The 25,986-nt window shown below is 71.8% G+C and carries 20 protein-coding genes and 1 riboswitch; of the genes, 4 read left to right on the top strand and 16 right to left on the bottom strand.

Annotation, left to right across the window (positions count from 1 at the left end):
- Nucleotides 1–37 precede the first annotated feature (37 nt).
- On the bottom strand, nucleotides 38–1,174 hold the full coding sequence (locus PUW82_RS04315) for an aminotransferase class III-fold pyridoxal phosphate-dependent enzyme (protein WP_274221097.1): 1,137 nt from the start codon (nucleotides 1,172–1,174) through the stop codon (nucleotides 38–40).
- A 178-nt stretch (nucleotides 1,175–1,352) separates the two neighbouring features.
- Here PUW82_RS04315 and PUW82_RS04310 point away from each other — a divergent pair, with 178 nt between their 5' ends.
- Nucleotides 1,353–2,243, top strand: a complete 891-nt coding sequence (locus PUW82_RS04310; RefSeq protein ID WP_274221096.1) for an aldo/keto reductase — start codon at nucleotides 1,353–1,355, stop codon at nucleotides 2,241–2,243.
- 34 nt (nucleotides 2,244–2,277) lie between these two features.
- Here the strand turns inward: PUW82_RS04310 and PUW82_RS04305 are convergent, their stop codons facing one another.
- From PUW82_RS04305 to thiM, 14 genes are all read right to left on the bottom strand, one after another.
- Complete coding sequence (locus PUW82_RS04305; protein WP_274221095.1) at nucleotides 2,278–4,497, bottom strand: heavy metal translocating P-type ATPase; 2,220 nt, start codon at nucleotides 4,495–4,497, stop codon at nucleotides 2,278–2,280.
- On the bottom strand, nucleotides 4,494–4,823 hold the full coding sequence (locus tag PUW82_RS04300) for a heavy-metal-associated domain-containing protein (protein WP_274221094.1): 330 nt from the start codon (nucleotides 4,821–4,823) through the stop codon (nucleotides 4,494–4,496). The genes PUW82_RS04305 and PUW82_RS04300 overlap by 4 nt, the downstream gene beginning before the upstream one ends.
- Nucleotides 4,824–4,852: 29 nt before the next feature.
- A complete protein-coding gene (locus tag PUW82_RS04295) occupies nucleotides 4,853–5,134 on the bottom strand; it encodes a metal-sensitive transcriptional regulator (protein WP_274221093.1) in 282 nt (93 codons plus the stop codon).
- A 67-nt stretch (nucleotides 5,135–5,201) separates the two neighbouring features.
- The gene (locus PUW82_RS04290) at nucleotides 5,202–5,471 is read right to left on the bottom strand and encodes a hypothetical protein (RefSeq protein WP_274221092.1); all 270 of its coding nucleotides are present in this window, start codon (nucleotides 5,469–5,471) and stop codon (nucleotides 5,202–5,204) included.
- A gap of 22 nt (nucleotides 5,472–5,493) precedes the next feature.
- Nucleotides 5,494–9,195 carry a bifunctional proline dehydrogenase/L-glutamate gamma-semialdehyde dehydrogenase gene (locus PUW82_RS04285; RefSeq protein WP_274221091.1) on the bottom strand — a complete coding sequence of 1,234 codons (3,702 nt, stop codon included), beginning with the start codon at nucleotides 9,193–9,195 and terminating at the stop codon, nucleotides 5,494–5,496.
- An 80-nt stretch (nucleotides 9,196–9,275) separates the two neighbouring features.
- Entirely contained in the window at nucleotides 9,276–9,836 is a 561-nt protein-coding gene (locus PUW82_RS04280; protein ID WP_274221090.1) for an acyl-CoA thioesterase, read from the bottom strand.
- A 156-nt stretch (nucleotides 9,837–9,992) separates the two neighbouring features.
- Nucleotides 9,993–11,534, bottom strand: coding sequence for an arabinosylfuranosidase ArfA (gene arfA / locus PUW82_RS04275; protein WP_274221089.1), 1,542 nt, complete (start codon nucleotides 11,532–11,534; stop codon nucleotides 9,993–9,995).
- Nucleotides 11,535–11,575: 41 nt separating this feature from the next.
- On the bottom strand, nucleotides 11,576–12,484 hold the full coding sequence (locus PUW82_RS04270; RefSeq protein WP_274221088.1) for a carbohydrate ABC transporter permease: 909 nt from the start codon (nucleotides 12,482–12,484) through the stop codon (nucleotides 11,576–11,578).
- On the bottom strand, nucleotides 12,481–13,455 hold the full coding sequence (locus tag PUW82_RS04265; RefSeq protein WP_274221087.1) for a carbohydrate ABC transporter permease: 975 nt from the start codon (nucleotides 13,453–13,455) through the stop codon (nucleotides 12,481–12,483). Before PUW82_RS04265 ends, PUW82_RS04270 begins: the two co-directional genes overlap by 4 nt.
- Nucleotides 13,452–14,783, bottom strand: a complete 1,332-nt coding sequence (locus PUW82_RS04260) for an extracellular solute-binding protein (RefSeq protein WP_274221086.1) — start codon at nucleotides 14,781–14,783, stop codon at nucleotides 13,452–13,454. The genes PUW82_RS04265 and PUW82_RS04260 overlap by 4 nt, the downstream gene beginning before the upstream one ends.
- A gap of 85 nt (nucleotides 14,784–14,868) precedes the next feature.
- Entirely contained in the window at nucleotides 14,869–15,918 is a 1,050-nt protein-coding gene (locus tag PUW82_RS04255) for a LacI family DNA-binding transcriptional regulator (protein WP_274221085.1), read from the bottom strand.
- A 4-nt stretch (nucleotides 15,919–15,922) separates the two neighbouring features.
- Nucleotides 15,923–17,530, bottom strand: coding sequence for a bifunctional hydroxymethylpyrimidine kinase/phosphomethylpyrimidine kinase (locus PUW82_RS04250; RefSeq protein ID WP_274221084.1), 1,608 nt, complete (start codon nucleotides 17,528–17,530; stop codon nucleotides 15,923–15,925).
- Nucleotides 17,527–18,186 (bottom strand): thiamine phosphate synthase, encoded by a 660-nt coding sequence (thiE, locus tag PUW82_RS04245; protein ID WP_274221083.1) that lies wholly within the window; start codon nucleotides 18,184–18,186, stop codon nucleotides 17,527–17,529. The genes PUW82_RS04250 and thiE overlap by 4 nt, the downstream gene beginning before the upstream one ends.
- Nucleotides 18,183–18,989 (bottom strand): hydroxyethylthiazole kinase, encoded by an 807-nt coding sequence (thiM, locus tag PUW82_RS04240; protein WP_274221082.1) that lies wholly within the window; start codon nucleotides 18,987–18,989, stop codon nucleotides 18,183–18,185. Before thiM ends, thiE begins: the two co-directional genes overlap by 4 nt.
- Nucleotides 18,980–19,076: riboswitch (TPP riboswitch) on the bottom strand. It overlaps the preceding gene by 10 nt.
- A 72-nt stretch (nucleotides 19,077–19,148) precedes the next feature.
- On the opposite strand from thiM, the gene PUW82_RS04235 reads away from it, so the two are divergent.
- Entirely contained in the window at nucleotides 19,149–19,655 is a 507-nt protein-coding gene (locus tag PUW82_RS04235; RefSeq protein WP_274221081.1) for a GNAT family N-acetyltransferase, read from the top strand.
- A gap of 120 nt (nucleotides 19,656–19,775) precedes the next feature.
- Nucleotides 19,776–21,131, top strand: a complete 1,356-nt coding sequence (locus PUW82_RS04230; RefSeq protein ID WP_274221080.1) for an HNH endonuclease — start codon at nucleotides 19,776–19,778, stop codon at nucleotides 21,129–21,131.
- A 61-nt stretch (nucleotides 21,132–21,192) separates the two neighbouring features.
- Here the strand turns inward: PUW82_RS04230 and PUW82_RS04225 are convergent, their stop codons facing one another.
- The gene (locus PUW82_RS04225) at nucleotides 21,193–21,969 is read right to left on the bottom strand and encodes an enoyl-CoA hydratase-related protein (RefSeq protein WP_274221079.1); all 777 of its coding nucleotides are present in this window, start codon (nucleotides 21,967–21,969) and stop codon (nucleotides 21,193–21,195) included.
- Nucleotides 21,970–22,125: 156 nt separating this feature from the next.
- Between PUW82_RS04225 and PUW82_RS04220 the strand changes: the two genes are divergently transcribed.
- Nucleotides 22,126–25,917: a choice-of-anchor I family protein gene (locus tag PUW82_RS04220; RefSeq protein WP_274221078.1), complete on the top strand. Its 3,792-nt coding sequence runs from the start codon at nucleotides 22,126–22,128 to the stop codon at nucleotides 25,915–25,917.
- Nucleotides 25,918–25,986 lie beyond the last annotated feature (69 nt).

Here is a 25,986-nt window from a genome sequence, read left to right as displayed (position 1 = left end):
CGTGTCGACGCGGGCCCGCTCGGTGCGCTACGCCGGCTCAGTTCGCGAGCACGACCCGCAGCTGTTCGATCGCCCAGTCCAGCTCGGTCGCGCGGATCACCAACGGCGGCGCGAGCACGATGGTCTCCGGCCCTGCGACCTCGACGAGCACGCCGCGGGCGACCAATCGCCGCGCGACGTCGGCCGCGCCGCCCGCCGCCGGCTCGATGTCGATGCCCGCCTGCACACCGGCGGTCCGCACCGCCGCGACGCCACTGCCCGGCAGCGCCGCGAGGCGTCCGCGGAGGTGTTCGGCGAGAGCGGCCGCCCGCGCCTGGATCTCGCCCGTGCCGAGCAGCTCGACGACGCGCCGGCCGATCGCCGCAGCGAGCACGGAACCGGATGCCGCCACCGCCACGTCCCCCAGCAGCTTCCGCGTTCCGACCACCGCCGCGCTCGGCACGATGCCGCCGCCGAGGGCGGGCCCGAGCACCCGGATGTCGGGCACCCCGTCGCTCGGGCCCATCGCGAAGGTCGCACCCGAGCGGCCGAGGCCCGACCGCGTCTCGTCGATGATCAGCGTCGCCCCGCGCTCGGTGCACAGCTCACGCGCCGCGGCGAGGTACCCGGCCGGGGCGGCGATGACCCCCGCGCCGACCGGCTCGAGGACGACGGCGGTGGTCGTGCTGTCGACGGCATCCGTAAGCGCCCCGCCGTCGCCGAACGGCACCGTGCGGGCGCCCGCGGCGACGAGTCGCTCATGCGAGCCGGCGGCCACGACGACCGACGCGGGTCCACCGGCGGCGCTCCCGCCGCGTGACGCCGCCGCCAGCGCGACGCCGATCGCCTCGTCGCTCGTGGTGACCGGCAGCACCAGCTCGCCGCCCGCGAGCTCGGCGAGGGCGGCGGCGAACTCGGCCCGCCGATCGTCGTGGACCGCGGCGCTCGTGACGGTGCTGCGGGTCAGCTGGTCGGCGGCGACCGCGACGAGGGCCGGATGCCGGTGCCCGAAGGTCAGCGCACCCGTTGACGACGACAGGTCGAGGTATCGCCGACCCTCGATGTCGGTCACCCACGCACCCTCGGCCGTCGCGACGACGACCGGCAGCGCGGGAGCCGCGCCCGCCTGATGCCGGCGCGCCTGCTCCATCGTCCGATCGGTGGCGGAACGGGGGTCGTGGTCGGCGATCGTCATGCGGTCTCCTCGGGCGGTCGTCGGGTCGGGCGTGGAGAGGCACCATTCTCCCATCGCGCTCCGCGGTTTCTTCTGGGTCACCCCCAGCACCGCCGTCCGCATTGCGCAAGACCATGCCCGCCGGCCGCCCGGCCTGAGAGGCTGGGACCGAACCACCGAGAACCGTCGAAGGAGACTCATGCAGCAGCGCACCCTCGGACCATTCACCGTCTCGGCCATCGGGCTCGGCGGCATGCCGATGTCGATGAACAACGACAAGCAGATCCCCGATCGCGCCGACGCCGTGGCCACCGTCCACGCCGCGCTCGACGCGGGCGTGACACTGCTCGACACCGCCGACATCTACGCTCCCAGCTGGGACTCGATGGGGCACAACGAGGAGATCATCGCCGAGGCCCTCGCCACGTGGGGCGGCGACCGGTCGCAGATCGTCGTCGCGACCAAGGGCGGAATCACCCGCAGCGAGGGCGAGAAATGGGGACGCGACGGCTCGCTCGACTACCTGCGCCGCGCCGTCGAAGCGTCGCTCCGCGCGCTGCGCGTCGACGTGATCGACTTGTACCAGTACCACCGTCCCGACCGCTGGCTCGTCTACGGCGACGTCATCGAGAGCTTCAAGACGTTGCAGGACGAGGGCAAGGTCCGCTCGGTCGGCATCTCGAACGCGAGCGTCGAGGAGATCGAGATCGCGCAGCAGATCCTCGGCGACGGCGGCCTCGCGAGCGTGCAGAACGAGTTCTCGCCGCGCCACCCCGGCAGTTATGACGAGCTGCGCTACTGCGCCGACCACGGCATCGCCTTCCTCCCGTGGAGCCCGCTCGGCGGCACCGGCGGCGCGGCGCGCGCCGTGGGCGACCGGTTCGCGGTGTTCGGCGAGGTCGCGCGCGACCACGACGTCAGCCCGCAGCAGGTCGTGCTCGCGTGGGAGCTGGGTCTCGGCGACACCGTCATCCCGATTCCCGGCGCCCGCCGGGCCGAGTCGATCATCGACAGCGCCCGCGCCGCCGACCTCGAGCTCTCGGGCGACGAGCGCGAGCGGTTGTCGCGGTCGGTCGGAATCGACGCCTGATTCACACGAAGACGGCCCGTTCGCCCGGGCAGGCTCAGGCGCCGGGACGGAATCCGCGCAGCCGCAGGCTGTTCGTCACGACGAACGCCGACGACAGGGCCATGGCGGCGGCGGCCAGCAGCGGGTTCAGCAGTCCTGCCATCGCGAGCGGGATCGCGGCGACGTTGTAGGCGAAGGCCCAGAACAGGTTGCCCTTGATCGTCCCGAGGGTGCGGCGGGCGAGCCGGATGGCGTCGGCGACGACCCGCAGGTCGCCCGAGACGATCGTGATGTCACTGGCCGCGATCGCGGCATCCGTGCCCCCGCCCATCGCGAGCCCGAGATCGGCCGCGGCCAGCGCTGCAGCGTCGTTGACGCCGTCGCCGACCATCGCCACGACGCGCCCCTCGGCATGCAGCCCTCGGACGACATCGAGCTTCTCGGCCGGGCTGACGCCGGCGTGCACCGTCGCGATGCCGACCTCGTCGGCGACGCGACGCGCCGTGACGGCGTTGTCGCCGGTGAGCAGCACCGGCTCGAGACCGAGCGCCCGGAACCGCGCGACCGCTTCGGCGCTCGTGGGTTTGATCGTGTCGGCGACGACGATGGCCCCCGCGTAGCTGCCGTCGCGCGCGACCGCCACGACGGTGCCCCGCGTCTCGAGCTCGGCGAGCAGGGCCGCCGTGTCGGGTGGGATCGGCACGCTCCACTGCTCTCGCAGCCACGACGGCCGGCCGCAGACGACCGCGGACCCGTCGACGACGCCCTGCACGCCGTAGCCCGCGTGCGAGGCGAACGCGTCCACCTCGGCCGTCCCCGACGGCACGGCCGCGGCCACCGCACGGGCGACGGGGTGCTCGGATGCCGCCTCGACCGCCGCGGCGGTCGACAGCACGTCGTCGCGCGTGACGCCGGCGGCGGGATGGACCTCGGTGATGCTCATCGCCCCGGACGTCACGGTTCCGGTCTTGTCGAGCACGATGGTGTCGACGCGACGGGTCTGCTCCAGCACCTGCGGCCCGCGGATGAGGATGCCCAGCTGCGACCCGCGGCCGGTGCCGACGAGGAGCGCCGTGGGCGTGGCCAGCCCGAGGGCGCACGGGCAGGCGATGATGAGCGTCGCGACGGCGGCGGTGAAGGCGAGCTCGACCGATCCGCCGGCGAGAGTCCATCCGACGAACGCCACGATCGCCAAACCGATGACGATCGGCACGAACACTGCCGAGACCCGGTCGGCGAGGCGTTGCACATCGGCTTTGCCCGACTGCGCCTCGGCGAGCAGCCGCTGCATCCGGGCCAGCTCGGTCTCGGCGCCCACGCGGGTGATCTCGACGACGAGCCGGCCACCGGCGTTGACGGTGGCGCCCACGACCCGCGAGCCTTCGGCGACGTCGACGGGTGCGGACTCGCCGGTGAGCATGCTGGCGTCGACAGCCGACACTCCCGCCACCACGATGCCGTCGGAGGGGATCTTCTCGCCGGGGCGGACGACGACGGTGTCTCCCACGGCGAGCTGGCTCACCGGCACGCGGCGCTCCCGCCCATCGACGAGCTGAACGGCATCCTTGGCGCCCATTTCGAGCAGTGCGCGCAGCGCCTCGCTCGAGGACTTCCTCGCCCGCGCCTCGGCGTACCGTCCGGCCAGGAGGAAGACGGTGACGAGGGCGGCGACCTCGAGGTAGATCTCGTGTCCGCCCGCGCGCGGGGTTCCGATGAGCGTGAAGGTCATCGTCATGCCGGGCATGCCCGCCCCGCCGAAGAACAGCGCGTACAGCGACCACCCGAAGGCCGCGATGACGCCCAGGCTGATGAGGGTGTCCATCGTCGCGGCGCCGTGGCGCGCGTTGACGGCCGCGGCGCGGTGGAACGGCCACGCGCCCCAGACGGCGACGGGCGCGGTGAGGGTCAGCGCGAGCCACTGCCAGTACTCGAACTGCAGCGCCGGGATCATCGACAGGACCGCGACCGGCAGCGCCAGCGCGGTGCTCACGAGCAGTCGCCGGCGCAGCGCCGCGACGCCGTCGTCGGATGCCGGTGCCGCGGCGTCATCAGAAGCGGCGGGCGGCGCGGGCACGGCGGCCTGGTATCCCGCGGCCTCGACGGCAGCGATGAGCTGGTCGGCGTCGGTGCCGTCGCTGCGCACGTGCGCCTTCTCGGTCGCGTAGTTGACCGTCGCCTCGACGCCGGGCAGCTTGTTGAGCTTGCGTTCGATGCGGGTCGCGCACGACGCGCACGTCATGCCCGCGATGTCGAGCTCGACGTCGACGGCGCTCATGAGCGGACGTCCTCGCGGGCGTATCCGGCCTCTTCGATCGCGGCGGTGATGGCCGCGTCGTCGATGGGCTCGGCGCTGCGGATCGTCACGCGCGAGAGCCCGCCGGCGTTCAGGTCGACGTCGATGCCCTCGACGCCGGGCACCTCGCCGAGCTCTTCGGTCACGCTCGCGACGCAGTGCGAGCAGGTCATGCCCGACACCATCACCTCGGCGGTCACGGCGGACGGCGTCGCGGCAGCACCGGACGTGGACGAGGGGCTGCAGCAGGAACAGCCGCCTCCGCTCGCGCCGGTCGCGGTCAGTCCCAGGTCGTTGCGCTCGGTCATCATGTCTCCTCGGAGTCGTGGGGGGTCGGTCAGGAACGGACGAGGCGCGCGATCGCCGCGTTCGCCTCGCGGATCTTCTGGTCGGCGACGGCGCCGCCCTCGGCGCTGGCTTCGGCGACGCAATGGCTGAGGTGGTCGCCGAGCAGTGAGAGAGCGACGGTCTCGAGGGCCTTCGTCGCCGCCGACACCTGGGTCAGGATGTCGATGCAGTACTTGTCTTCGTCGACCATGCGGGCGATGCCGCGCACCTGGCCCTCGATGCGCCGCAGCCGCTTCTGCAGGTCGTCCTTGTTGGCGTCGTATCCGTTCACGCTGGATACTATACCCCCCTAGGGTATGCGGAGGGCAAGAAGAGAGCGGATTCCGAGGTGATCCGCCTCAGGCGGACGGACGCTCCGCGGCAACGGCACGCAAGGCGGCGTCGGCGCGAGCAGCGCTGGCGCGGCGCAGGATGCCGTGCACGAGGAAGACGATCCCCACACCGGCGCCGAGCATCACGGGCAGGCTGAGCCCGGGTGAGAACGCGACGGCGACGAGCACCACGGCGAGGCCGACGGCGCCGAGCGCGACGAAGAGCGCCCCGACGAGGGTCTCCCGTTCGATGGCCATCCGGTCGAGGATCAGCGAGCGCGCAGCAGTGTCAGTCATTCCGCCACGCTACCCACCCGGGTCAGATGACCGCTTCGGACCAATCGTCGGGGTTGCCGAAACGGTGCGCCGTGATCGTGATGGACTGCTCGTGCACGAAGGGCAGCAGCTCGACGCGGCCCGCGGTCGTGACCTCGTCGGCGTACACCGCGACATCGGGGTCACCCGCCGTCGCTGCCGCGACGGAGGCGCGGATCTCGGCGACCGACTCGGCGGAACCCACCAGACGGATGCGGCCGGGCCGCTGCTCCGCGACGGCGATACGTTGCAGCCACTCGCCGTCGGTCTCGACCGACACCGGGATCTCGACCTCGCCGAGGGCCCGGCGCACCGCGGCGGGCAGACCCACCGGCGTGCTGAGCGTGACGTGCGACCCGGCGCGCACGCCCGCGACGATGACGCGGAGCACCGCCTGCCAGGCGGCATCCGATCCCGCCCGGATGGCGACGTCGACCGGGCGGTACCGGAAGAGGTTGCGCTCGACGCCGAGGCCTGACACATCGCGGACCTGACCGAACTCGCGGTCCCACGCGACGGCGTCCGACAGCGCCCCCCGGCGCAGCCACTCGAACGATTCGTAGTCGAGGGTGGGTTGCGCCGATTCGATGAGCGTCGTGATGCGCGAGTCCAGCCCCCGCAGGTGCAACGTGCTCGATGCCGCGCCGGTCGAGGCGCGCCACGACCCGAGGCCGATGAGGTAGTTCGGGCCGCCGGCCTTCGTGCCGGCACCGACCGACGAGCGCTTCCATCCCCCGAAGGGCTGGCGCTGGACGATGGCTCCCGTGATGCCGCGGTTGACGTACAGGTTGCCCGCCTGCACGCGGTCGAGCCACGTCGCGAGCTCATCGGCGTCCTGCGTGTGCAGGCCCGCGGTCAAGCCGTAGGCCACCGCGTTCTGCATCTCGATGGCCTCGTCGAGCGTGCGCGCGTGCATGACGCCGAGCACGGGACCGAAGAACTCCTCGAGGTGCATGCGCGAGCCCGCGCTGACGCCCACCCGCACGCCGGGCGACGAGAAGCGCCCCGCCGTCTCGGGGCCGAAGTCGAGCTCACGCGGCTCGACGAGCCAGCGCTCGCCGTCGTCGAGCGTGGTCAGGGCCCACGCGAGCTTGCCCTGCGGCGGCTCGATGACCGGGCCGACCTCGCTGCGCGGGTCGGTCGGTGGGCCGACGCGCAGCGAGCGCGTCGCGTCGACGAGCTGCCGGGCGAAGCGCTTGGAGCGGCCGACCGAACCCACGAGGATCGCGAGCGAGGCCGCCGAGCACTTCTGCCCGGCATGCCCGAACGCGCTCTTGATGAGGTCGGCTGCCGCGAGGTCGAGGTCGGCAGAGGGCGTGACGATGATGGCGTTCTTGCCGCTCGTCTCGGCCAGCAGCGGCAGCTCGGGGCGCCACGAGCGGAACAGCGCCGCGGTCTCCCATGACCCGGTGAGGATCACGCGGTCGACGTCGGCGTGCGTGATCAGCTGGCGGCCGAGGTCGCCTTCGTCGATGTCGACGAGCGCGAGCAGGTCGCGCGGCACCCCGGCGTCCCACAGCGCCTCCGCGACGACAGCGGCGCAGCGGCGGGCCTGCGGAGCGGGCTTGAAGACCACACCCGATCCCGCGGCGAGCGCCGCCAGCACGCCGCCCGCGGGGATCGCGACGGGGAAGTTCCACGGTGGGGCGACGACGGTCACCGCGGCCGGAACGAACACCGCTCCGCTGACGCGATCCAGTTCGCGCGCCGTCGCGGCGTAGTAGGCGGCGAAGTCGATCGCCTCGCTCACCTCGACGTCGGCCTCGGCGAGCACCTTGCCGGTCTCGGACGCGGCGACCTCGATCAGCTCGGCCCGGCGCGCCTCGAGGGCGCGCGCGGCGGCGAGCAGCACAGCGCTGCGGTCGGCCGCCGGCAGTCGTCCCCACGCGGATGCCGCAGCGCGAACGCCCCCGACGATCCCGTCGAGCCGATCGGCGTCGTCGACGCGCGCCGCGGCGAGGGTGTCGTCTCCGGCCGTGCTGTCCGCGACCCGGGCGAGGATGCCGCGCGCCCACGCCCGGTTCACCGCGAGGGCGGGGTCGGAGTCGGGCGTGTTCGCGAATCCGGGGGCGCCGAGCGCGGGCGCTCGACGCGACTCGCGCGGGGCGTACACGGCCGTCTCGACGAAGCGCTCGCCCCCGAACAGGACGTCGTCGTGCGCACCGACGGCGCTCGTGTCGTCGGCGGTGGTGTCGGCCGCGTCGGCGATGCCGAGCACCGCCTGCGTCAGGTTCGCCGCGTCGTCGGCGGCGGGGTCGCGCGTGATCCGCTGCGCCGACAGACCGCGCACCGGCAGGGTGCGGTCCTGCGTGCGGTTCGGACCGCTCGGCAGCGCGGGATCGACCGATCGGGCGAGCGACGCGACGAACCGGTCGCGTTCGCGCTCGAACAGGCTCGGGTCGGTCGCGAGGTCGAACGCGGCCGACAGGAAGTTCTCGCTCGAGGCGTTCTCCTCCAGGCGCCGCACGAGGTAGCTGATCGCGACGTCGAACTCGTCGGGTCGGACCACCGGCACGTACAGCAGCACGTGCCCCACGTCGCGCGTCACCGCCGCGACCTGGCCCTGCGCCATACCGAGGAGCATCTCGATCTCCATGTCGTCGCGCACGTCGCGGTCGCCGGCGAGCAGCCACGCGTAAGCGATGTCGAAGAGGTTGTGGCCCGCGACGCCGAGACGCACGGCTCGCGTCCGCTCGGGCTGCAGCGCCCGGTCGAGGCAGCGCAGGTACATCGCGTCGGCGTCGAGCTTGCTCGCGTGGGTCGCCAGCGGCCAGCCGTGGACAGCGGCATCCACCCGCTCCATCGCGAGGTTGGCGCCCTTGACCAGGCGCACCTTGATACGGGCGCCGCCGGCGGCCACGCGGGTCTGCGCCCACGCCGTCAGCTCGTCGAGCGCGTCGACGGCGTCGGGCAGGTACGCCTGCAGCACGATGCCGGCCTCGAGGCCCCGCAGCCGCTCGTCCTCGAGCAGACGGGTGAACACCGCGATCGTCAGATCGAGGTCGCGGTACTCCTCCATGTCGAGGTTAATGAAGGTGCCGTCCTGCGCGGCGCTGAGGTACAGCGGCAGCAGGCGCTCGACGACGTCGGCGACGACCTCGTCGAAAGCCCACATCGAGATGCGGCTGATGATCGCCGACACCTTGACCGAGACGTAGTCGACGTCGGGGCGCCGGATGAGCTCGTGGATGCCCTCGAGGCGTCGCTGCGCCTCGCCCTCGCCGAGCACCGCCTCGCCGAGCAGGTTGAGGTTGAGCCGCGCGCCGGACTCGCGGATGCGCGCGATCGCGGGCCCGAGCTTGTGCGGGCGGGCGTCGACGACGAGGTGTCCGACCATCTCGCGCAGCGCCGTGCGGGCGATGGGGACGACGGGGGTCGGCAGCACCGGGGCGACCGCTCCCCCGATGCGCACCGCACCACGCAAATACCAGGGCAGGAACTCGGGCACGAGGGGAGCGACGTGGTGGAGGCGGGTCGCTGCCGCCGTCACGCTCTCGGGGCGCATGACCCCGTCGACGAAGCCGATCGTGAAGGGCAGTCCGTTCGGGTCGCGCAGCACGCCGGCGAGTCGTTGCGCCGCGGCATCCGCCGGATAATCGGCCGCTGTGTGCACCCACTGCTGCGCCAGGGCGATGGCCTGATCGGCGCGGTCGTCATCGGAAGGGAAGCCCGGCGGGGTGGTGCCGGACGCAGCGGTGTCGGACATGCCGTCAGCCTATGTCGCGGGCCCCGTCCGGGGGTCACGGCGCTCCGGTGCGGGCCGCCGCGGAATCGCCGGCGCGGGTGTCACTCCCAGACGCTGGGCGCTTCGGCGCGGGTGGACGGCAGCGCCGTCGCCGTCGCCCACTCGATCATCCAGGGCTCGAGCTCGGGGAGGTCGTCGGGGCGCCCCAGGGCCGCGAACAGCTCGTCGAGCGGGACGATGCCGCCGCTTCGGCGCAGGAAGCGCGAGCGGACGAGCATCTCGGCGTAGACCTCGCCCTTCACGACCGCCCGGTGCACCATGTACACCGACTTGTCGTCGTGCCCGTGCAACCGCGTCTCGATCGTGAAGCGCTGCCACAGGTTCAGCGACTTGCGGAACGTGATGGTGCTGCTGGCGACGACGCCGTACCAGCCCTTCTCCTGGAAGATCTGCAGGATGCCGGTGCGGATGAGCAGGTCGAACCGGCCGAGATCGAACAGCGACGCGTACCGCCCGTTGTTCATGTGTCCGAGCAGGTCGATGTCGGTGGGCAGCGTGCGCAGCCGCACCCGCCCGACCGTCATCGGGGGCTGCAGGCCCCGGCGGCGCACCTGCGCCCGCGCTCGCCAGATCGTCAGCAGGGTTCGCAGCCACACGTTCACGAGGGCCGACGCTAGCGGATCACCCGCACCCGCCGCGGCATCCGTTGTACCCGTCCCACAAACGCGCGTCCCCCGCTCGTGCCGGCGGGCGAGCGGGGGACGGAGACGCAGGCGGCAGTGGCGACGCAGGAGCGCGGGATGCCGCGGCGCGGCCGCTCAGGCCCGAGCGGTGTCCAGCACGATCACCGACCACGACAGCGGCGGCAGCGTCGCGCGCAGCACGCCCTCGTCGAGGCCCGCGCCCCGCAGCGGCACGAGCCCCACCGCGTCCTGGTCCTGTTCGGTGTTCGCCGCCCGGCGGTCGCCGCCCTCGGGCACCGTCAGCACCTCGGCCGAGACGATCGACGACGCGCCCAGACCCCGCAGCTCGAGCGAGACCTCGGTCTCGGACTCGAGCGACCGGTTGGCCACGAAGAGCGCGACTCGGCCGGAGGCCTCGTCCCACGTCGCGGCGGCGTCGACGACATCCACATCGCCGAACTTCGCGGTCGGCGTCTGATCGGAGTCGACGGCGAGGCGCAGGACGCGACCCTGCGCGAGCTGCGACATGCGGGCGAACGGCCAGAAGATCGACTGCCGCCACGCGGGCCCGCCCTCCTCCGACCGGATCGGGGCGATCACGTTGACCAGCTGCGCCTGGTTGGCGATGCGCACGCGGTCGCCGTGCCGCAGCAGGCTGTGCAGGAACGTCCCGACCACGACGGCGTCGGTGACGTTGTAGGTGTCCTCGATCAGCCGCGGGTGGGCACGCCACTCCTTCGACGCCGACACGATGTGCGGCTGGTCCTCGGTGTCGAGGCCGCGCTGGTACCAGACGTTCCACTCGTCGAACGAGATGTCGACCTGCTTGCGGTGCTTGCCCGCGGCCTTGACCGCGTCGATCGTCGAGACGACGCCGTCGATGAAGGCGTCCATGTCGACGGCCTCGGCCAGGAAGGATGCCGCATCGCCGTTGTCCTCCTGGTAATAGGCGTGCATCGAGATGTAGTCGACCTCGTCATAGGCGTGGGTGAGCACCGTGTGCTCCCACGTGCCGAAGGTCGGCATCTGCCGGTTCGACGACCCGACCGCAACGAGCTCGATGTCGGGGTCGACCAGGCGCATCGCCTTCGCCGTCTCCTGCGCGAGGCGGCCGTACTCGTGCGCCGTCTTGTGACCGATCTGCCACGGCCCGTCGAGCTCGTTGCCCAGGCACCAGAGGCGGATGTCGAAGGGCGCGGCGGCACCGTTGCGGCGACGCAGGTCCGACCAGTACGTCCCGCCGGCGTGGTTGGCGTACTCGACGAGAGCGCGCGCCTCATCGACACCGCGCGTGCCGAGATTGACCGCCTCCATGACCTCGACCTCGGCCTCGCGCGCCCAGTCGACGAACTCGTGCAGGCCGAAAGCGTTCGTCTCGACCGTGTGCCACGCGCCGTCGAGGCGGTGCGGGCGATCGGCGACGGGACCGACGCCGTCCTCCCAGTTGTAGCCCGAGACGAAGTTGCCGCCGGGATACCGGATGACGCTCGCGCCGAGCTCCTTCACGAGGGCGAGGACGTCGCGGCGGAAACCGCGTTCGTCCGCCTGCGGGTGACCGGGCTCGAAGATGCCGGTGTAGACGCAGCGGCCCATGTGCTCGACGAACGAGCCGAAGAGACGGCGCGGCACCTCGGCCACGGTGAAGTCACGATCGAGGACGATACGGGCGCGGGGCATGATGCTCCTGTTCTTTCGGGGATGAGGGTCGGGCGCGCCGGTCACTGACCGCCGAAGCCGGTCGTCGCGACGCCGCGGACGATCTGCTTCTGGAAGATCAGGAACACGATGATCAGCGGCAGGGAGGCCAGCACGGCCTGGGCCATGACCTGGGCGTACTGCACGCCGTAGGCGCTGATGACGGTCTGGAGACCGACCGGCAGGGTCATGAGCGTGGTGTCGTTGATGATGAGGAACGGCCAGAGGAAGTTGTTCCACGCGGTGATGAAGACGAAGATCGCCACGGCGCCGAGGATCGGACGCGACAGCGGCAGCACGATCGACCAGAACACCCGGAAGCGTCCGGCACCGTCGACGCGGGCGGCATCCTCGAGCTCGATCGGCACCTGGTCGAAGAACTTCTTCAGGATGAACACCATCGCCGGCGCCACCACCTGCGGCAGGATCAGACCCCACGGGGTGTCGACGAGGTTGAAGGCGAGCATCTCGTAGAACAGCGGGATGATCAGCACCTGCGGCGGGATGACGATCGACGCGATGACCGCGCCGTACAGCAGCTTCTTGCCGCGGAACTCGAGGCGCGAGAACGCGTAGGCGGCGACGGCCGAGATCGCGAGCGTGATGAGGGTGATCGCGGCCGAGGTCCACAGGCTGTTGCCCGCCCAGATCCAGACGTTGCCCTGCGACAGGATCGAGGTGAAGGCCTCGGTCGTCGGTCCGCTCTCGCCGACCCAGCCGCCCGCGCCCGACGCGGCATCCGTCTCGGTCTTGAAGGCCGTCGCGAGGGCCCAGAGGAACGGCAGCAGCCACCCGATCGCCATGAGGGCCAGCGCGATGAAGGCGACGATGTTCAGCGCGCTGAAGCGATGCTGTCCGGGCTTGCGGGCGCGGGAGTCGGGAGCGACCCCGGGCGCGACGACGGAGCGGGTGGCGGTGGTCGTGGCGCTCATGAGTGCTCCTTCCGGCGACGCGTGACGAGGGCTTGGATGACGCCGATGATGACGATCACCGCGAAGAAGACGTACGAGATGGCGGCGGAGTAGCCGAAGCGGTACCCGACGAAGCCGGACTCGTAGATGTATTGGACGATCGAGCGGGTGGTCTCGCTCGCGATGCCGCCGAGCATCTGGTACGCCTGGTCGAACAGCTTCAGCGACGCCAGCACCTGCAGGATGACGATCAGCACCGTGATCGGCCCGAGCTGCGGGATCGTGATCGAGAAGAGCTTGCGCCACTCCCCCGCCCCGTCGATGGATGCCGCCTCGTACTGCGTCTCGGGGATGTTCTGGAGAGCCGCGAGGTACAGCAGGAAGTTGAAGCCGACCGTCCACCAGACCGTCGCGATGACGATCGCGAGCATGTTGGTGTCGGGGTTCTGCAGCCAGGCAATCGGTTCGAGCCCGAACGCCTCGAGGATGCCGTTGGCAGCGCCGATCTGCGGGTTGAAGATCCACACCCAGATCTGCGAGATGACCGTGGAGGCCAGCAGGTACGGCATGAAGAACGACAGGCGCCACAGCCACTGTCCGGGCAGCCCGCGCTGCACGAGCAGCGCCATGATGAGCGCGAGCAGGACGAGCGGCACCGTCGAGAGCACCGTGAACCAGGCCGTGTTGCCGAGCGAACGCCACATCACGGGGTCGCCGAGCGCCTCGATGTAGTTCGTGATGCCGACGAACGAGCCGCCGGCGCCGGTCAGCGACTGGTCGGTGAAGCTCAGGTACAGCCCGTGCAGCAGCGGCCAGACGAGGAAGAGCGCGAAAGCGAGGAGGAACGGAGCGAGGAACAGCCACGCGATGCGCTGCTCGCCGCGATCGCCGACGTGCCGACGCGAGGCGCCACCGCGGCGACCGGTGACGATCGTGCGCGTCGCAGCGCTGTCGGTGATGCCGGCGCGACCGGATCCGGTGTCGAGGGTCATGCTCCCGCTCCTTCCGGGTCAGCGGGGTTCGGGGTGCGCAGCTGCTGATCGATGCGCGCGCGGAAGCGGGTGATCGCCTCGGCGGGATCGGCTCCGCGCAGCAGGACGTTCTGCACGGCGGCGCCGAAGTCGGCCTGGAACCGCGAGCCCGAGCCGGTGAACCAGGCGGGCGGGTCGTAGCGGACGAGTTCGGCCGCCTCGGCGTAGTTCGCCTGCGGCAGCAGATCGGCGTACGCCGCCGACTGCGTGACGGGCAGGTAGGCGGGGATGTGGCCGGCCTCGGCCCAGTCGAACGAGCCCTTCAGGATGTCGGCGACGAAGCGGTAGACGAGATCGCGCGTGGTCTCGTCGGGGACGCTCTGGTGCGGCAGGGTGAACGAGTGCGAGTCGGCGTACACCGACGGCGTGCCGAAGAGCGTCGGGATGATCGTGGCGTCGATCGGCAGGTCCTGCTGCTGCATCGAGCGCAGCTCCCACACGCCGGTGAGGAAGAGACCGCTGCGGCCGGTGGCGAATTCGGCGATCGCGCTCTGGTAGTCGGCGCTGCGCGAAGCGATCTCATCATCGAGGAGCTGCTGCATGAAGCCGAGCGAGGCGAGCGCGGCATCCTCGTCGATCTCGGCCGGACCGCCTTGCGGCAGGCCCATCTCGAGACCGTGCTGCGTATAGAGGGTGTAGAACAGGCGCCACATCTGCGCGCCGTCGCCGAGGTAGCCGTACGACAGGCCGTGCGACTCCGAGACGGCGGCGACCGCTCGCGCCATCTCGAGGAACTCCTCGGGCGAGGTCACCGGCTTCAGCTTGCCGTCGCTGTCGAGCACGCCCGCCGCGTCGCAGATCTCGGTGTTGTACATGAGGATGAACGGATGCGCGTCGAGGGCGACGCTGTACAGGTCGTCGCCGATGAAGCCCTTGCGCCAGATCGCGTCGGTGAACGTGCTGCTGTCGACCCCGAGGTCGGCGAGCCGCCCCGTGTCCCACGTGTCGAGCAGACCGCCCGGGGCGTACCCGACCACGCGCGAGGCATGCATGATCGAGACGTCGGGGGCGCGACCGCCCGCCGCGGCCATCGCGAGCTTCGTATAGTAGGGCTCACCCCAGGCCAGGACGGTCGGGCGCACGCGGTAGTCGGACTGCGCAGCGTTCACCCCGTCGAGCAGTCCCGACATCGTGACGCCGTCGGCGCCCGACAGCAGGTGCCAGAACTGCAGGGTGCGGGCGTTCGAGCCGCCGGGCAGACCGGCGCACGAGGCGAGGAACGCGGTGCCGGCGAGGGCTGCAGCACCGGTCAGGAACCGGCGTCTGCTGAGTTCGAGTGGTGGGGCCATCGGTCACTCCTTCGTGACGTACAGGGACTTGTCTACTTTTACATCGATGTAATGGCTGCCGCAAGAGGGGTCCCGTGCAGGGGGCTCAGCGCCCGCGCACCCCGGCAGGCCGCGCTCCGGTGCTCGCCCGGGCGACGACGCGATGCGGGATCGCCACGGCGCGCACCGGTGCCCCCGGAGCCGTCATCCGCTCCTCGAGCAGCGCGATCGTGGCGCGGGCCAGCTCGCTGCGGTCGAACGAGACGGTCGAGAGCTCGGGGCTGGTGTACCGCGCCTGCTCGATGTCGTCGAAGCCGCACACGAGCACCTCCTCGGGCACGCGGATGCCGGCGGCGGCGAGCGCGTGCAGGGCTCCCACCGCGATCGAATCGGTGAAGCACAGCAGCGCATCGAAGCCGACGCCGCGCTCGAGAAGCGTCCGCACCCCCGAGGCGCCGGCCTCCATGTTCCACGGCAGGACGTTGATCTCGCGACGCGGATCGTGGTCGAGACCGGCCTCGGCGATCGCCGCGCGCATCCCCGCCAGCCGCAGGCGGCTCGTCGCGGTCGCGCGCTCGGTCTGCTCGTCTCCGCCGATCGCCGCGATGCGGCGCGCCCCGCGCCCGATGAGGTGCGCCACGGCGTCGCGCGCACCGCCGGGGCTGTCGATGAGCACCCGGTCGGTGACGTGCTGCTCGACCTCGCCGATCAGCACGATCGGCGGCAGCCCCTCGTCCCGGTCGATGACGCTGTCCTCGATGCGGATCGGGTTGAGCACCAGTCCGTCGACGAGGTGCGCTCGCGCCCGCGAGACCAGGTCGCGCTCGCGTTCCGGTGCGAGCGCCGTCTCTTCCACCTGCACCGCGTAGCCCCGCTGGTGCGCCGCGTCGACGAGGTGGTGCAGTGTCTCGGCCGAGAACGCGGTGGCGAGGTCCGGCAGGGCGATCGCGATGACGCCCGAGCGCCCGTTGCGCAGCCCCCGCGCGCTGAGGTTGGGCACGAAGTCGAGCTCGCGCATCGCGGCCTCGACGCGCTCCTGCGTCTCGGGGCGCACCACGGCACTGCCGGTCAGGACGTTCGAGACCGTCTTCGCCGAGACCCCCGCCAGCGCGGCGACATCCTTCATGGTGGCTCGGCCGGGTCGGTCCTTCGGCATGTGCTCAGACTAGGCCCCGTGCGCGGACTCCCCCCGCGTCGGCATCGTCGTGGGCATCGGCGGCGCGGACGGGCGCCTCGAAGAACGCGAGCTCGTGCCCCATCGACCGCGCGAAGGCCACGCGCATCCGCTCCCGCTCAGTGGGCGACGCTTCGCTCGCGGCATGGTCGACCACCGCGATCGCTCGCCGCGTCGAGGCGGCGAACGCGGGGTCCGCGTACGTCGCGAGCCAATCCCGGTACGGGTGCGCGTCGTGGTTGGCGTCCGCGAACCGCTCGCCGAGGTCGGCATACAGCCAGAAGCAGGGCAGCAGCGCCGCGACGAGCTCGCCGTACGAGCCTCGGACCGACGCCGCATGCAGGTGGTCGGTGTACGCGAGGGTCGTGGGTGCGGCATCCGGCGCGGTCTCGTCCACGTGCGATCGGTGCAGCTCGGCCTCGACGGCGATGGCTGATGCCGCTGCCTCCGCCCAGAACACCTGTTCCTCCGCCCGCGGCGCGAGCGCGCTGGCGCGCGCGAGCACCCGGGCGTACTCACCGAGATACAGCGCGTCCTGCGCGAGGTACCACGCGAACCATCGCGCGTCGAGGTCGCCGGTCCGCAGACCGTCGACGAGAGCGCACGCGTCGACCGCGGCGCGCACCGGTGCGGCATCCGTCCAGGCCCGCTCGGTCCAGGTCGACGGGGCCGCGGCGGCTTCGGTCGTCACCGCGGGACGGAGGTCGAACGCGGGCCGCAGCTCGTGCAGATGGTCGAGCGCGGGCCGCAGCTCGTGCAGATGGTCGAGCGCGGGCCGCAGCTCGTGCAGATGGTCGATCGGGCCGTTGCCGCGTCCCACCTCGAGCGCGGCGCCGGCGGCGATGGCTCCGGTGAGCCAGGCCTTCGCGCGGGCGAGGGCAGCGGTCCACTCCCACCCGGCGGCGCGGAGCGTGGCCATCGCCGACGACAGCGAGCAGCCGGTGCCGTGGGTGTTCGTCGAGGCCACGCGCGCGCCGTCGATCTGCGCGACGACGCCGGCCGCTGAGACGAGGGCGTCGGGGCAGGCATCTCCGGCGAGGTGTCCCCCCTTCAGGAGCACGCGAGCGCCCGAAGCCTCGGCTAGCCGCCGGGCCTGCGCCACCGCCGCGCCCCACGACGTCGCAACGGGCTCATCGACGAGAACCGCCAGCTCGGGGAGGTTCGGCGTCACCAGGTCGGCCCGCCGGCAGAGCGCGCGAACGGCGTCCTCCGCGGCGGCGTCGAGCAAGCGGTCGCCGCTGGTCGCGACCATGACCGGGTCGAGGATCACGACGTCACCCGTGCGCTGGCCCAGCCAGTCGTCGACCACCGCGATGAGCCGCTGCGAATGCAGCATCCCGATCTTGATCGCGTCGATCTGCACGTCGTCGCCGACGGCCTCGAGTTGGTCGCGCAGGAACGCGGCCGGTGAGGGATGCACCGAGCGCACGCCGAGCGTGTTCTGCGCGACGAGTGCGGTCACGACGGCCATGCCGTATCCCCCGAACGCCGCGATCGTCTTCAGGTCGGCTTGGATTCCGGCACCGCCCGTGGGATCGGTGCCCGCGATGCTGAGCACCCGCGGCGGACGGGGGTCCGCCGATCCCGGGGTCACCGCCCGCCCTCCGCGTCGACGGCATGAGCGAACGACCGTGCGGCGGCCCCGGGATCGGCGGCCGCGCAGATCGCCGACACGACCGCGACCCCCGCGGCACCCGCGCGACGCAACGGCCCCACATCCTCCGGGCGCACGCCGCCGATCGCGACGCACGGCAGCGATGCCGCATCGGCGAGCTCGGCGAATCCCGCGACGCCGAGGGCGGGCGGATGGTCCGCCTTCGTCGCCGTGGGCCGGATCACCCCGACGCCCAGGTAGTCGAGGGTCCCCGCCGGCAGGGCCGCCGCCGCGCGCAGGTGGGCAGGGGTGTGCGCGGTCCACCCGACGACCGCGTCCGCGCCGAGCAGACGCCGCGCGGTGAGCGGCGGGATGTCGGACTGTCCGAGGTGAACACCGTCGATGCGCGCTCCCGCGTCGCGCGCGGCGAGGGCCACGTCGACGCGATCGTCGATGAGCAGCGGCACGCGCCCCGCGATGACGTCCGACAGCAGCCCCGCGCGGCGGATGAGCTCAGCGGCGCCGACCCGCTTGTCGCGCAGCTGCACGACCGTGACCCCGCCCGCGACGGCCGCGTCCACGACCGACGGCAGCGCGTCGATCGGCAGGCGGTCGTCCGTGACGAGGTGGAGCGCGAGGTCGACCCCGCGGGTCACCGCGCGTCTCCGGCAGTGGTCAGGCGTGCCGCGTCGAGGTCGCTCGGCCGCAGACCCGCGAGAGCGTCGAGGAAGGCCACCGCGAACGATCCCGGACCCGACGAGACGGATGCCGCGACCTCCGCCGCCCGCTTGTGCACGAGCGACCCCGCGACGGCAGCCGAGAACGGCTCGACGACGCCGAGGAAGGCGGCGATCGTCGCTCCCAGCGAACACCCGCCGCCGGTCACCCGCGTGAGCAACGGGTCGCCGCCCGGCACGCGGACGGTGCGCACACCGTCGGTGACGAGGTCGACGGCGCCCGACACCGCGACGACCGCGCCCGTGCGCTGCGCCAGCTCGGCGGCGGCGGCGTGCACCGTCTCGGGGTCGTCGGTGCTGTCGACACCGCGACCGCCGACGCCGCGCCCGGCGACCGCGGCGATCTCGGAGGCGTTGCCGCGGATGACGGCCGGGCCCGCCGCGACCAGCTCCGCCGCGAGGGCGGTGCGCACCGGCAGCACACCGACCGCGACGGGGTCGAGCACCCAGCGCCGGGTCGCCCCGACGATCTCGCGGGCGCTCGCCTGCTGCTGCGGGTTCGGGGTCCCGAGGTTCACGAGCACTCCGTCGGCGACGCCCGCGAACAGGCCGGCTTCGCCCTCGATGTCGACCATCGCGGGACTCGCCCCGAGGGCGAGCAGCACGTTCGCGGTGAAACCGGTGACGACGGCGTTCGTCACGCAGTGGGTGAGCGGAGCGGCATCCCGGAGCGCTGCCAGCGCATCCTCGGGGCCGCGGACGGTGGGCACGACATCGCGCATTTCGACATCCCTTCGCCAGCATTGCACTGGAGCAGGTTCGACGGGTCTGATCTCAGCTCGCGGATGCGGGCACCCCGTGTCGGGGAATGACCCTAGCAGGCCGTCCGTGACGCCGAGAGCGGATTTCCCGACGCCGTCGGCCGAGCGTAGAGTCTGGCCATGGAAGCCGAACTGCAGACCGACATCGTCGTCCGTCCGGTGCGGGATGTCGACGCCGAAGCCCTCGGGCGGGTGCACGCCACCTGCTGGCACGAGACCTACGACCACCTCATCAGCACCGCCGCACTGCAGAGCGTCTCGCCCCGTCGACTGGCCGAACTGTGGACCCACTGGGCCGCGCAGGGCGAGGACTTCCGGATGCACGCGGCGCTCGTCCGCGGCGAGATCGTCGGCTTCGTCGGCTCCGGCCCCGCACGCGACCGCGATGCACCGCGCACCCGTGAGCTTTACTTCATCTACCTGCTCGACGCCTGGCACGGCACGGGCATCGGTCAGCGGCTCTTCGACGCCGCGATCGAGAAGGACGAGGGCGTGTACCTCTGGGTCGCCGAGGACAATCCCCGCGCGCACCGCTTCTACGAGCGCAACGGCTTCACCCTCGACGGCGCGACGCACACCGAGCCGTTCCTGGGCGAGACGCTGACGGAAGTCCGCTTCGTCCGCTGAGTCGCGGTTTCAGGTCTGACCGTCTGACCGTTTCCTCCCCCGGTGGGCGGGTGGGGTGACCTGTCCACAATCGTTGGCCGCTCGGCGTTCGATGTCCGTGGTCCGCGCGATCATGGACATATGGCAACGACGAGCGGTAGCGGCGGGGTGGGACTGAGTCCCCACGCCGGTGCGCTCGGTGCGTACTCGGCCGCGCTCGACGCGTTGCATGCCGGCGAGATCGCGACAACGCGAGCGCTGGCGGACGTGGGGCGGTCGGCGTTGCGCGTCGCACACATCGGCGGCGTGCGGGGTATGGCGTCCGACATGGAGTTGCGATCGGTCGCGGCGGAGGCGGCAGGTTTGGCGGGTCGGTCGGATCGGCGGTTGCAGCACGACATCGACCACGCGATGACGATCGTCGACGACTATCCGGCGGTGTTCGCGGCCTGGGAGGCCCGGCGGATCACGCGGGATCACGTAGAGGTGGTCGTGAAGGCCGGGATGGTGGTGCCCGCGGAGATTCGAGGCGCGTTCGAGGAAGCGGCGGTCGACATCTGTCAGCGGGACATTGCGGTGCGCGTGCGCGAGCCGCTGAGAGCGTTGGCGGAGCGGATGCACCCGCGGGAGTTCACCGACCGGCACCGGGACGCTGCCGCGGGCCGGTGTGTTCGGGTGCTCCCGGGGGCGGACGGGATGTCGGACCTGATCGCGACCTTGCCCACGGTGATCGCCGCGGGGATGCTCGACCGGCTCACGCAGATGGGCCAGTCCGTGAAGGACGCCCGAGCAGCGGGAACGGATGCCGCAGCGGCGGGTGCGGGGGACGCAACCGAGCCCGACGCCCGCACGATGGATCAGCTCCGCGCCGATGCTCTCGCTGACCTCGTGCTCGGTGGCGCTCCCGTGGTCGATCCGACCTATGGCACCGACGCCCCGGGTCCGCTCGGTGCGATCCGTGCGCGGGTGCAGGTCGTCGTCACCGCGAACACCCTCACCGGCACCGACTCCGGGCCCGCCGAAGCCGTCGGCACCGGACTCATCGACGCCGACACCGCCCGTCAACTCGCCGGGCAGACGACTTCGTGGGACCGGCTGTTCATCGACCCGGTCACCCGCACCCCGGTCGAAACCGACACCTACCGGCCCACCGCATCCATGCGACGGCTGCTACAGGCGAGGGATCAACACTGCCGGTTCCCGGGATGCCGCCGCGCTGCGATCCGCTGCGAACTCGACCACACCATCGACCACGCGTTGGGTGGGCGCACCCACATCTACAACCTCGCCCACCTGTGCCAACGACACCACTCGATGAAGCAATTCACCAACTGGAACGTCACACAACTCGGAGGCGGGATCCTCGAATGGACCTCACCGGGCGGACGGATCTACCGCGAAGACGTACCGATCCCCGCCGTCTGCTTCACACCCGCAGCGGATCCACCACCGCCAGCAAGCGTCGACACCGGTCCCGACGAACCGCCACCCTTCTGACCCGCCTTTTGCGCGGGGTGCCCGACGTGCCCTTGCGAACGGCTGAACACATCGCGGTCGGTCAGCGGTGGCGGAACTCCGGCGCGCGCTTCTCGGCGAAGGCCGACATCCCCTCCGCCTGGTCGTCGAGGGCGAACAGCGACGCGAAGATCGTCCGCTCCAGGCGCAGTCCCTCGGCGGCGGTCGTCTCCTGCGATGCGCGCAGCGCCTGCTTCGCCGCGTACGCGACCGGCAGCGACCGCGAGGCGATCCGCTCCGCGACCGCGCCGGCCTCGTCGAGCAGCTGAGCAGCGGGCACCACACGCGAGACGAGCCCCGCACGCTCGGCCTCATCCGCCGGCATCCGACGTCCGGTCAGCACGAGCTCGGCCGCCTTGTAGTAGCCGATCGCGCGCGCGAGCCGCTGCGTGCCGCCGATACCGGGGATGACACCCAGGTCGATCTCGGGCTGCCCGAAAACGGCCGTGTCGGCGGCGAGGATGATGTCGCACATCATGGCGAGCTCGCATCCACCGCCCAGCGCGTAACCGGCGACGGCGGCGATGACGGGAGTCCGCACCCGGGCGAAGTCCTCGAGCGGAGCGAACGGGTTGTCGACCGACATGTCGCGTGCGCTCTTACCCGCCATCTCCTTGATGTCGGCACCCGCGGCGAATGCCCGCTCCGACCCGGTGACCACGATCGCGCCGATCGCCTCATCGCGGTCGAAGGCGACCGCCGCCAGCGCCAGCTCCGCCGCCAGCGTCGCGTTGAGGGCGTTGAGCGCCTCCGGACGGTTCAGGGTGATCCAGCCGACGCGGCCCCGCGTCTCGGTGACGATCGTCGTGTACTCGCTCATGCCCTCATCGTGCCACGCGCCTCTCCGGCCGTCCCCGATCGGTTGCCGGTCATTCACGTTCCGGACACGTCCGCGCGATAGGCACGACCCCGCACCCGTTCACCCGACCAGAGGACACCTATGCCTTCGCCTGCCCGGAACCGCACGGTTCCTCGCATGCTCGCGGCCGTCGCCACCGCCGCACTGACCTGCACCCTCGCGCTCACGCCGTTGACGGCGGCATCCGCCGCGGTCGTCCCCGACCCCATCCGCGACTCCGCCCCGAACGCGTCGCTCGCGCTCACGCCGATCGGCTCGCACGAGACCGGCGTCTTCGACGAGTCCGCCGCCGAGATCGTGCAGTCGTACCGCGACCGCCTCTACGTCGTCAACGCGCTGGCCGGCTCGGTCAGCGTGCTCGACAACAGCGACCCGACGGCTCCCGTCGAGCTGTTCACCATCGCGGATGCCGGCACCGCCAACTCCCTCGCCATCCGCGACGACGGTCTCGGCGTCGTCGCGTTCGAGGCCGAGGACAAGACCGCGAACGGGTCTCTCGTGTTCTTCGACGCGAACGCCGACGACGCGGCATCCGCCCGCCTCGGCTCGGTCACCGTCGGCGCCCTGCCCGACATGGTCACGATCTCGAAGGACGGCGCCTACGCGGTCGTCGCGAACGAGGGCGAGCCCGCCGACGACTTCTCGACCGACCCCGAGGGCTCGATCGGCGTCGTCGCGCTGCCGAAGACGGTGTCCGCACCCGCCCAGACCGCCGTCCGCATCGCCGGGTTCGGCGCGTTCGAGGCGGGCGGCGCCAAGGCACCGCTTCCCGCTGACGTGCGCGTCTTCGGCCCCGATGTCGCCGCCCCGAACCAGGGCGACAAGCCGCTGACCGCCAACCGGGTGAGCCGCAACCTCGAGCCGGAGTACATCACCGTCGACGGCACGACCGCCTACGCGGCCCTGCAGGAGGCGAACGCGATCGCCGTCGTCGACCTCGCCAAGGCCGAGGTCACCAAGATCCTCCCGCTCACGTTCAAGGATCACGGCGCAGCCGGTAACGGCCTCGACGCGAGCGACAAAGACGGTGCGATCAACATCGCCACCTACGCCGGCCTGAAGGGCATCTCCATGCCCGATGGTCTGCAGTCGTACTCGGCCACCGCGGGCGGCAAGGCCACCACCTATCTCGTCACCGCGAACGAGGGCGATGCCCGCGAGTGGGGCGACTACGCCGAGCCCGCGCGTGTGAAGGACCTCGGCAAGAAGGGGCTTCCGGCCGTCTGCGCCGACTCCCCCCTCGCGGCGCAGCTCGGCGATGCAGCACTCGGACGCCTCAACGTCTCGACCGCGAACGGTCTGCGCGCCGACGGCACCTGCTACGAGGAGCTGTACTCCTTCGGCGGCCGCTCATTCTCGATCTGGGGCACCGACGGCTCGCTCGTGTTCGACTCCGGCGACCAGTTCGAGCAGATCCTCGCGCGCGTCGCGCCCGAGTACTTCAACTCGAACCACACCGAGGCGAACCTCGAGGGCCGCAGCGACGACAAGGGCCCCGAGCCCGAGAACCTGTCGATCGGCACGGTCGGCGGCCGCACGTATGCCTTCATCGGCTTCGAGCGCGTCGGCGGCGTCATCGTCTACGACATCACCGAACCGCGGGCAGCGACCTACGTCACGTACGTCAACAACCGCGACTTCGGCGCCCCCGCCGACTCTCCCGCCGCGGGCGACCTCGGTCCCGAGGGCCTCCAGTTCATCGCGGCGCACCGCTCCCCCACCGGCCAGCCGCTGCTCGCGGTCGGCAACGAGGTGTCGGGAACGACGACGCTGTACAGCATCGAGCAGCTGATCGGCGGCGCCCCCGTCGCGCAGCCCGACATCCGCGTGCTGACGATCAACGACTTCCACGGCCGCCTCGTGCAGGAGACGAGCGGCGTCGCCGGCGCCGCGGTACTCGCCGGCGCGGTGGACACGTTCCGCCAGCAGAACCCGAACACCCTGCTCGTCTCGGCGGGCGACAACATCGGCGCCTCGGCGTTCGAGTCGTTCATCGACCAGGACACCCCCACGATCGACGCGCTGAAGACCGCCGGCCTCGACGTCAGCGCCGTCGGCAACCACGAGTTCGACCGCGGGTTCGACGACCTGACCGGCCGCGTCATCCCCCGGTTCGAGGGCGACACGGATGCCGGTGCCTTCAGCGACTTCGCGCTCGGCGCGAACGTGTTCCGGAAGGGCACCGACGAGCACGCGCTCAAGCCGTACACGATCAAGGACGTCGACGGCACGCAGATCGCGTTCGTCGGCACCGTGACCGAGCAGACCGCCGGCATGGTCAGCCCGCAGGGCATCGCGGGCATCGAGTTCCGCGACCAGGTCGCCTCGGCCAACGACGCCGCAGCCGATGCCGTCGCCGACGGCGCCGACATCGTGGTGCTGCTCGCGCACGAGGGATCCGCGGGCTCCGACTGCGCGGCCATCGCCACCGAGGCCGGCGACTTCGGCGACCTCGTCCGCGGCGCCTCGTCGAACATCGACGCGATCGTCTCGGCGCACACGCACCAGAAGTACGCCTGCGAGATCGGCGGACGACCGGTGCTGCAGGCGCACCAGTACGGCACGACGCTCGGCTCGCTCGACATCGAGCTGACCGACGCGGGCGAGCTCGAGTCGATCACCCCGAGCACGGTGTCGCTCTACGACGCGACGATCGGCCAGTACATCGCGTACCCCGACACCGAGACGGCCCAGGTCGTCGCGAACGCGGTGCGCGTCGCCGACGAGAAGGGTCGCGTACAGGTCGGCTCGATCACCGCCGACATCCTGCGCGGCAAGACCGCGTCGGGCTCGGAGGACCGCGGCGTGCACTCGACGCTCGGCAACACCGTCGCCGACGTCTACCTGTGGGCGACGTCGCAGAACCCCGCCTACGGTGGGCGCGACGCCCAGGTGGCGTTCATGAACCCGGGCGGCCTGCGCGCCGACCTGCTGTTCGGCGACGACAACGGTGCTGTGTCGTACCGTGAGGTCGCCAACGTCCAGCCGTTCGCCAACACGCTCGTGACGCTCGAGCTGACCCCGGCGCAGATCAAGCAGGTTCTCGAGGAGCAGTGGCAGCCGGCCGGCGCGTCACGCCCCAAGCTCGCGATGGGCGTGTCGAAGGGCTTCACCTTCGAGTACGACCCGGACGGGAAGGGCTCGCACATCCGCTCGATGCAGCTGAATGGCGAGCAGCTCGCGCTCGACGACACCACGACGAAGATCCGCGTCGTCACCAACTCGTTCCTCGCGGGCGGCGGCGACAACTTCGGCACCTTCGCGAAGGGCACCGGAACGGCGGACTCGGGCCAGGTCGACCTGCAGGCGACCGTGGAGTTCTTCGCCGCCGTCGGTCCGGTCTCACCGGCACCGGCGAACCGCGCCTACGTCGCGGGCGAGCAGCCGCCGGTCGAGCAGCCCGGCTTCCCCGGCCCCGGCGCGCCCGGTGACGGAGAGCCCACCGAGCCCGGTGACGGAGAGCCCGGTGACGGAGAGCCCGGCCAGCCCGGCGACGGCGACGGCGAGCCCGCCCAGCCGTGGGCGACCGTCGAGCTCGGCGCGAGCTCGGTGCCGCAGGGCGGAACCCTCGCGGTGACGGTGACGGGCCTCGAGCCCGGCCAGCGGATCGAGGCCACGCTGTTCAGCGAGCCGATCGTCGTCAGCGGCATCCCGGCGGCCGACGCCTCGGGCCGCACGGCGTTCTCGATCGCGATCCCGCGCGACTTCGAGGTCGGTGCCCACCGCCTCGTCGTGACGTCGGGCTCGCTCGCCCCGATCGAGGTCGGCGTGACGATCACGGCCGCCGCACCGGCGGGTACGATCGCCGTCACCGGTGGAGCCGTCCCGATCGGGTTCGTCGTGGCGGGCGTCCTGGCGCTCGTCGCCGGCGGCATCCTGATCGCCGCGCGCCGCCGCCGTACCGCCTGACCCGTACCGCCTGACCCGCACGACCGATCGACCCGCCGCACCCCGAGCATTCGGGGGCGGCGGGTCGAT

The sequence above is a fragment of the Microbacterium thalli genome (assembly GCF_028737325.1).
In the GTDB taxonomy this organism is placed as follows: domain Bacteria; phylum Actinomycetota; class Actinomycetes; order Actinomycetales; family Microbacteriaceae; genus Microbacterium; species Microbacterium thalli.
Note: the sequence above shows the minus strand (reverse complement) of the source record. Positions and strands in the feature narration are given on the sequence as shown.

Bases quoted from the DNA above. Each gene is read 5' to 3' on its own strand.
- PUW82_RS04285 (WP_274221091.1), bottom strand. From the start codon at position 9,195: ATGTCCGACACCGCTGCGTCCGGCACCACCCCGCCGGGCTTCCCTTCC.
- PUW82_RS04225 (WP_274221079.1), bottom strand. From the start codon at position 21,969: ATGAGCGAGTACACGACGATCGTCACCGAGACGCGGGGCCGCGTCGGC.
- PUW82_RS04305 (WP_274221095.1), bottom strand. From the start codon at position 4,497: ATGAGCGCCGTCGACGTCGAGCTCGACATCGCGGGCATGACGTGCGCG.
- arfA (WP_274221089.1), bottom strand. From the start codon at position 11,534: ATGCCCCGCGCCCGTATCGTCCTCGATCGTGACTTCACCGTGGCCGAG.
- PUW82_RS04230 (WP_274221080.1), top strand. From the start codon at position 19,776: ATGGCAACGACGAGCGGTAGCGGCGGGGTGGGACTGAGTCCCCACGCC.
- PUW82_RS04235 (WP_274221081.1), top strand. From the start codon at position 19,149: ATGGAAGCCGAACTGCAGACCGACATCGTCGTCCGTCCGGTGCGGGAT.
- PUW82_RS04265 (WP_274221087.1), bottom strand. From the start codon at position 13,455: ATGACCCTCGACACCGGATCCGGTCGCGCCGGCATCACCGACAGCGCT.
- PUW82_RS04220 (WP_274221078.1), top strand. From the start codon at position 22,126: ATGCTCGCGGCCGTCGCCACCGCCGCACTGACCTGCACCCTCGCGCTC.
- PUW82_RS04270 (WP_274221088.1), bottom strand. From the start codon at position 12,484: ATGAGCGCCACGACCACCGCCACCCGCTCCGTCGTCGCGCCCGGGGTC.
- PUW82_RS04300 (WP_274221094.1), bottom strand. From the start codon at position 4,823: ATGACCGAGCGCAACGACCTGGGACTGACCGCGACCGGCGCGAGCGGA.
- PUW82_RS04310 (WP_274221096.1), top strand. From the start codon at position 1,353: ATGCAGCAGCGCACCCTCGGACCATTCACCGTCTCGGCCATCGGGCTC.
- PUW82_RS04315 (WP_274221097.1), bottom strand. From the start codon at position 1,174: ATGACGATCGCCGACCACGACCCCCGTTCCGCCACCGATCGGACGATG.
- PUW82_RS04260 (WP_274221086.1), bottom strand. From the start codon at position 14,783: ATGGCCCCACCACTCGAACTCAGCAGACGCCGGTTCCTGACCGGTGCT.
- PUW82_RS04255 (WP_274221085.1), bottom strand. From the start codon at position 15,918: ATGCCGAAGGACCGACCCGGCCGAGCCACCATGAAGGATGTCGCCGCG.
- PUW82_RS04290 (WP_274221092.1), bottom strand. From the start codon at position 5,471: ATGACTGACACTGCTGCGCGCTCGCTGATCCTCGACCGGATGGCCATC.
- thiM (WP_274221082.1), bottom strand. From the start codon at position 18,989: ATGCGCGATGTCGTGCCCACCGTCCGCGGCCCCGAGGATGCGCTGGCA.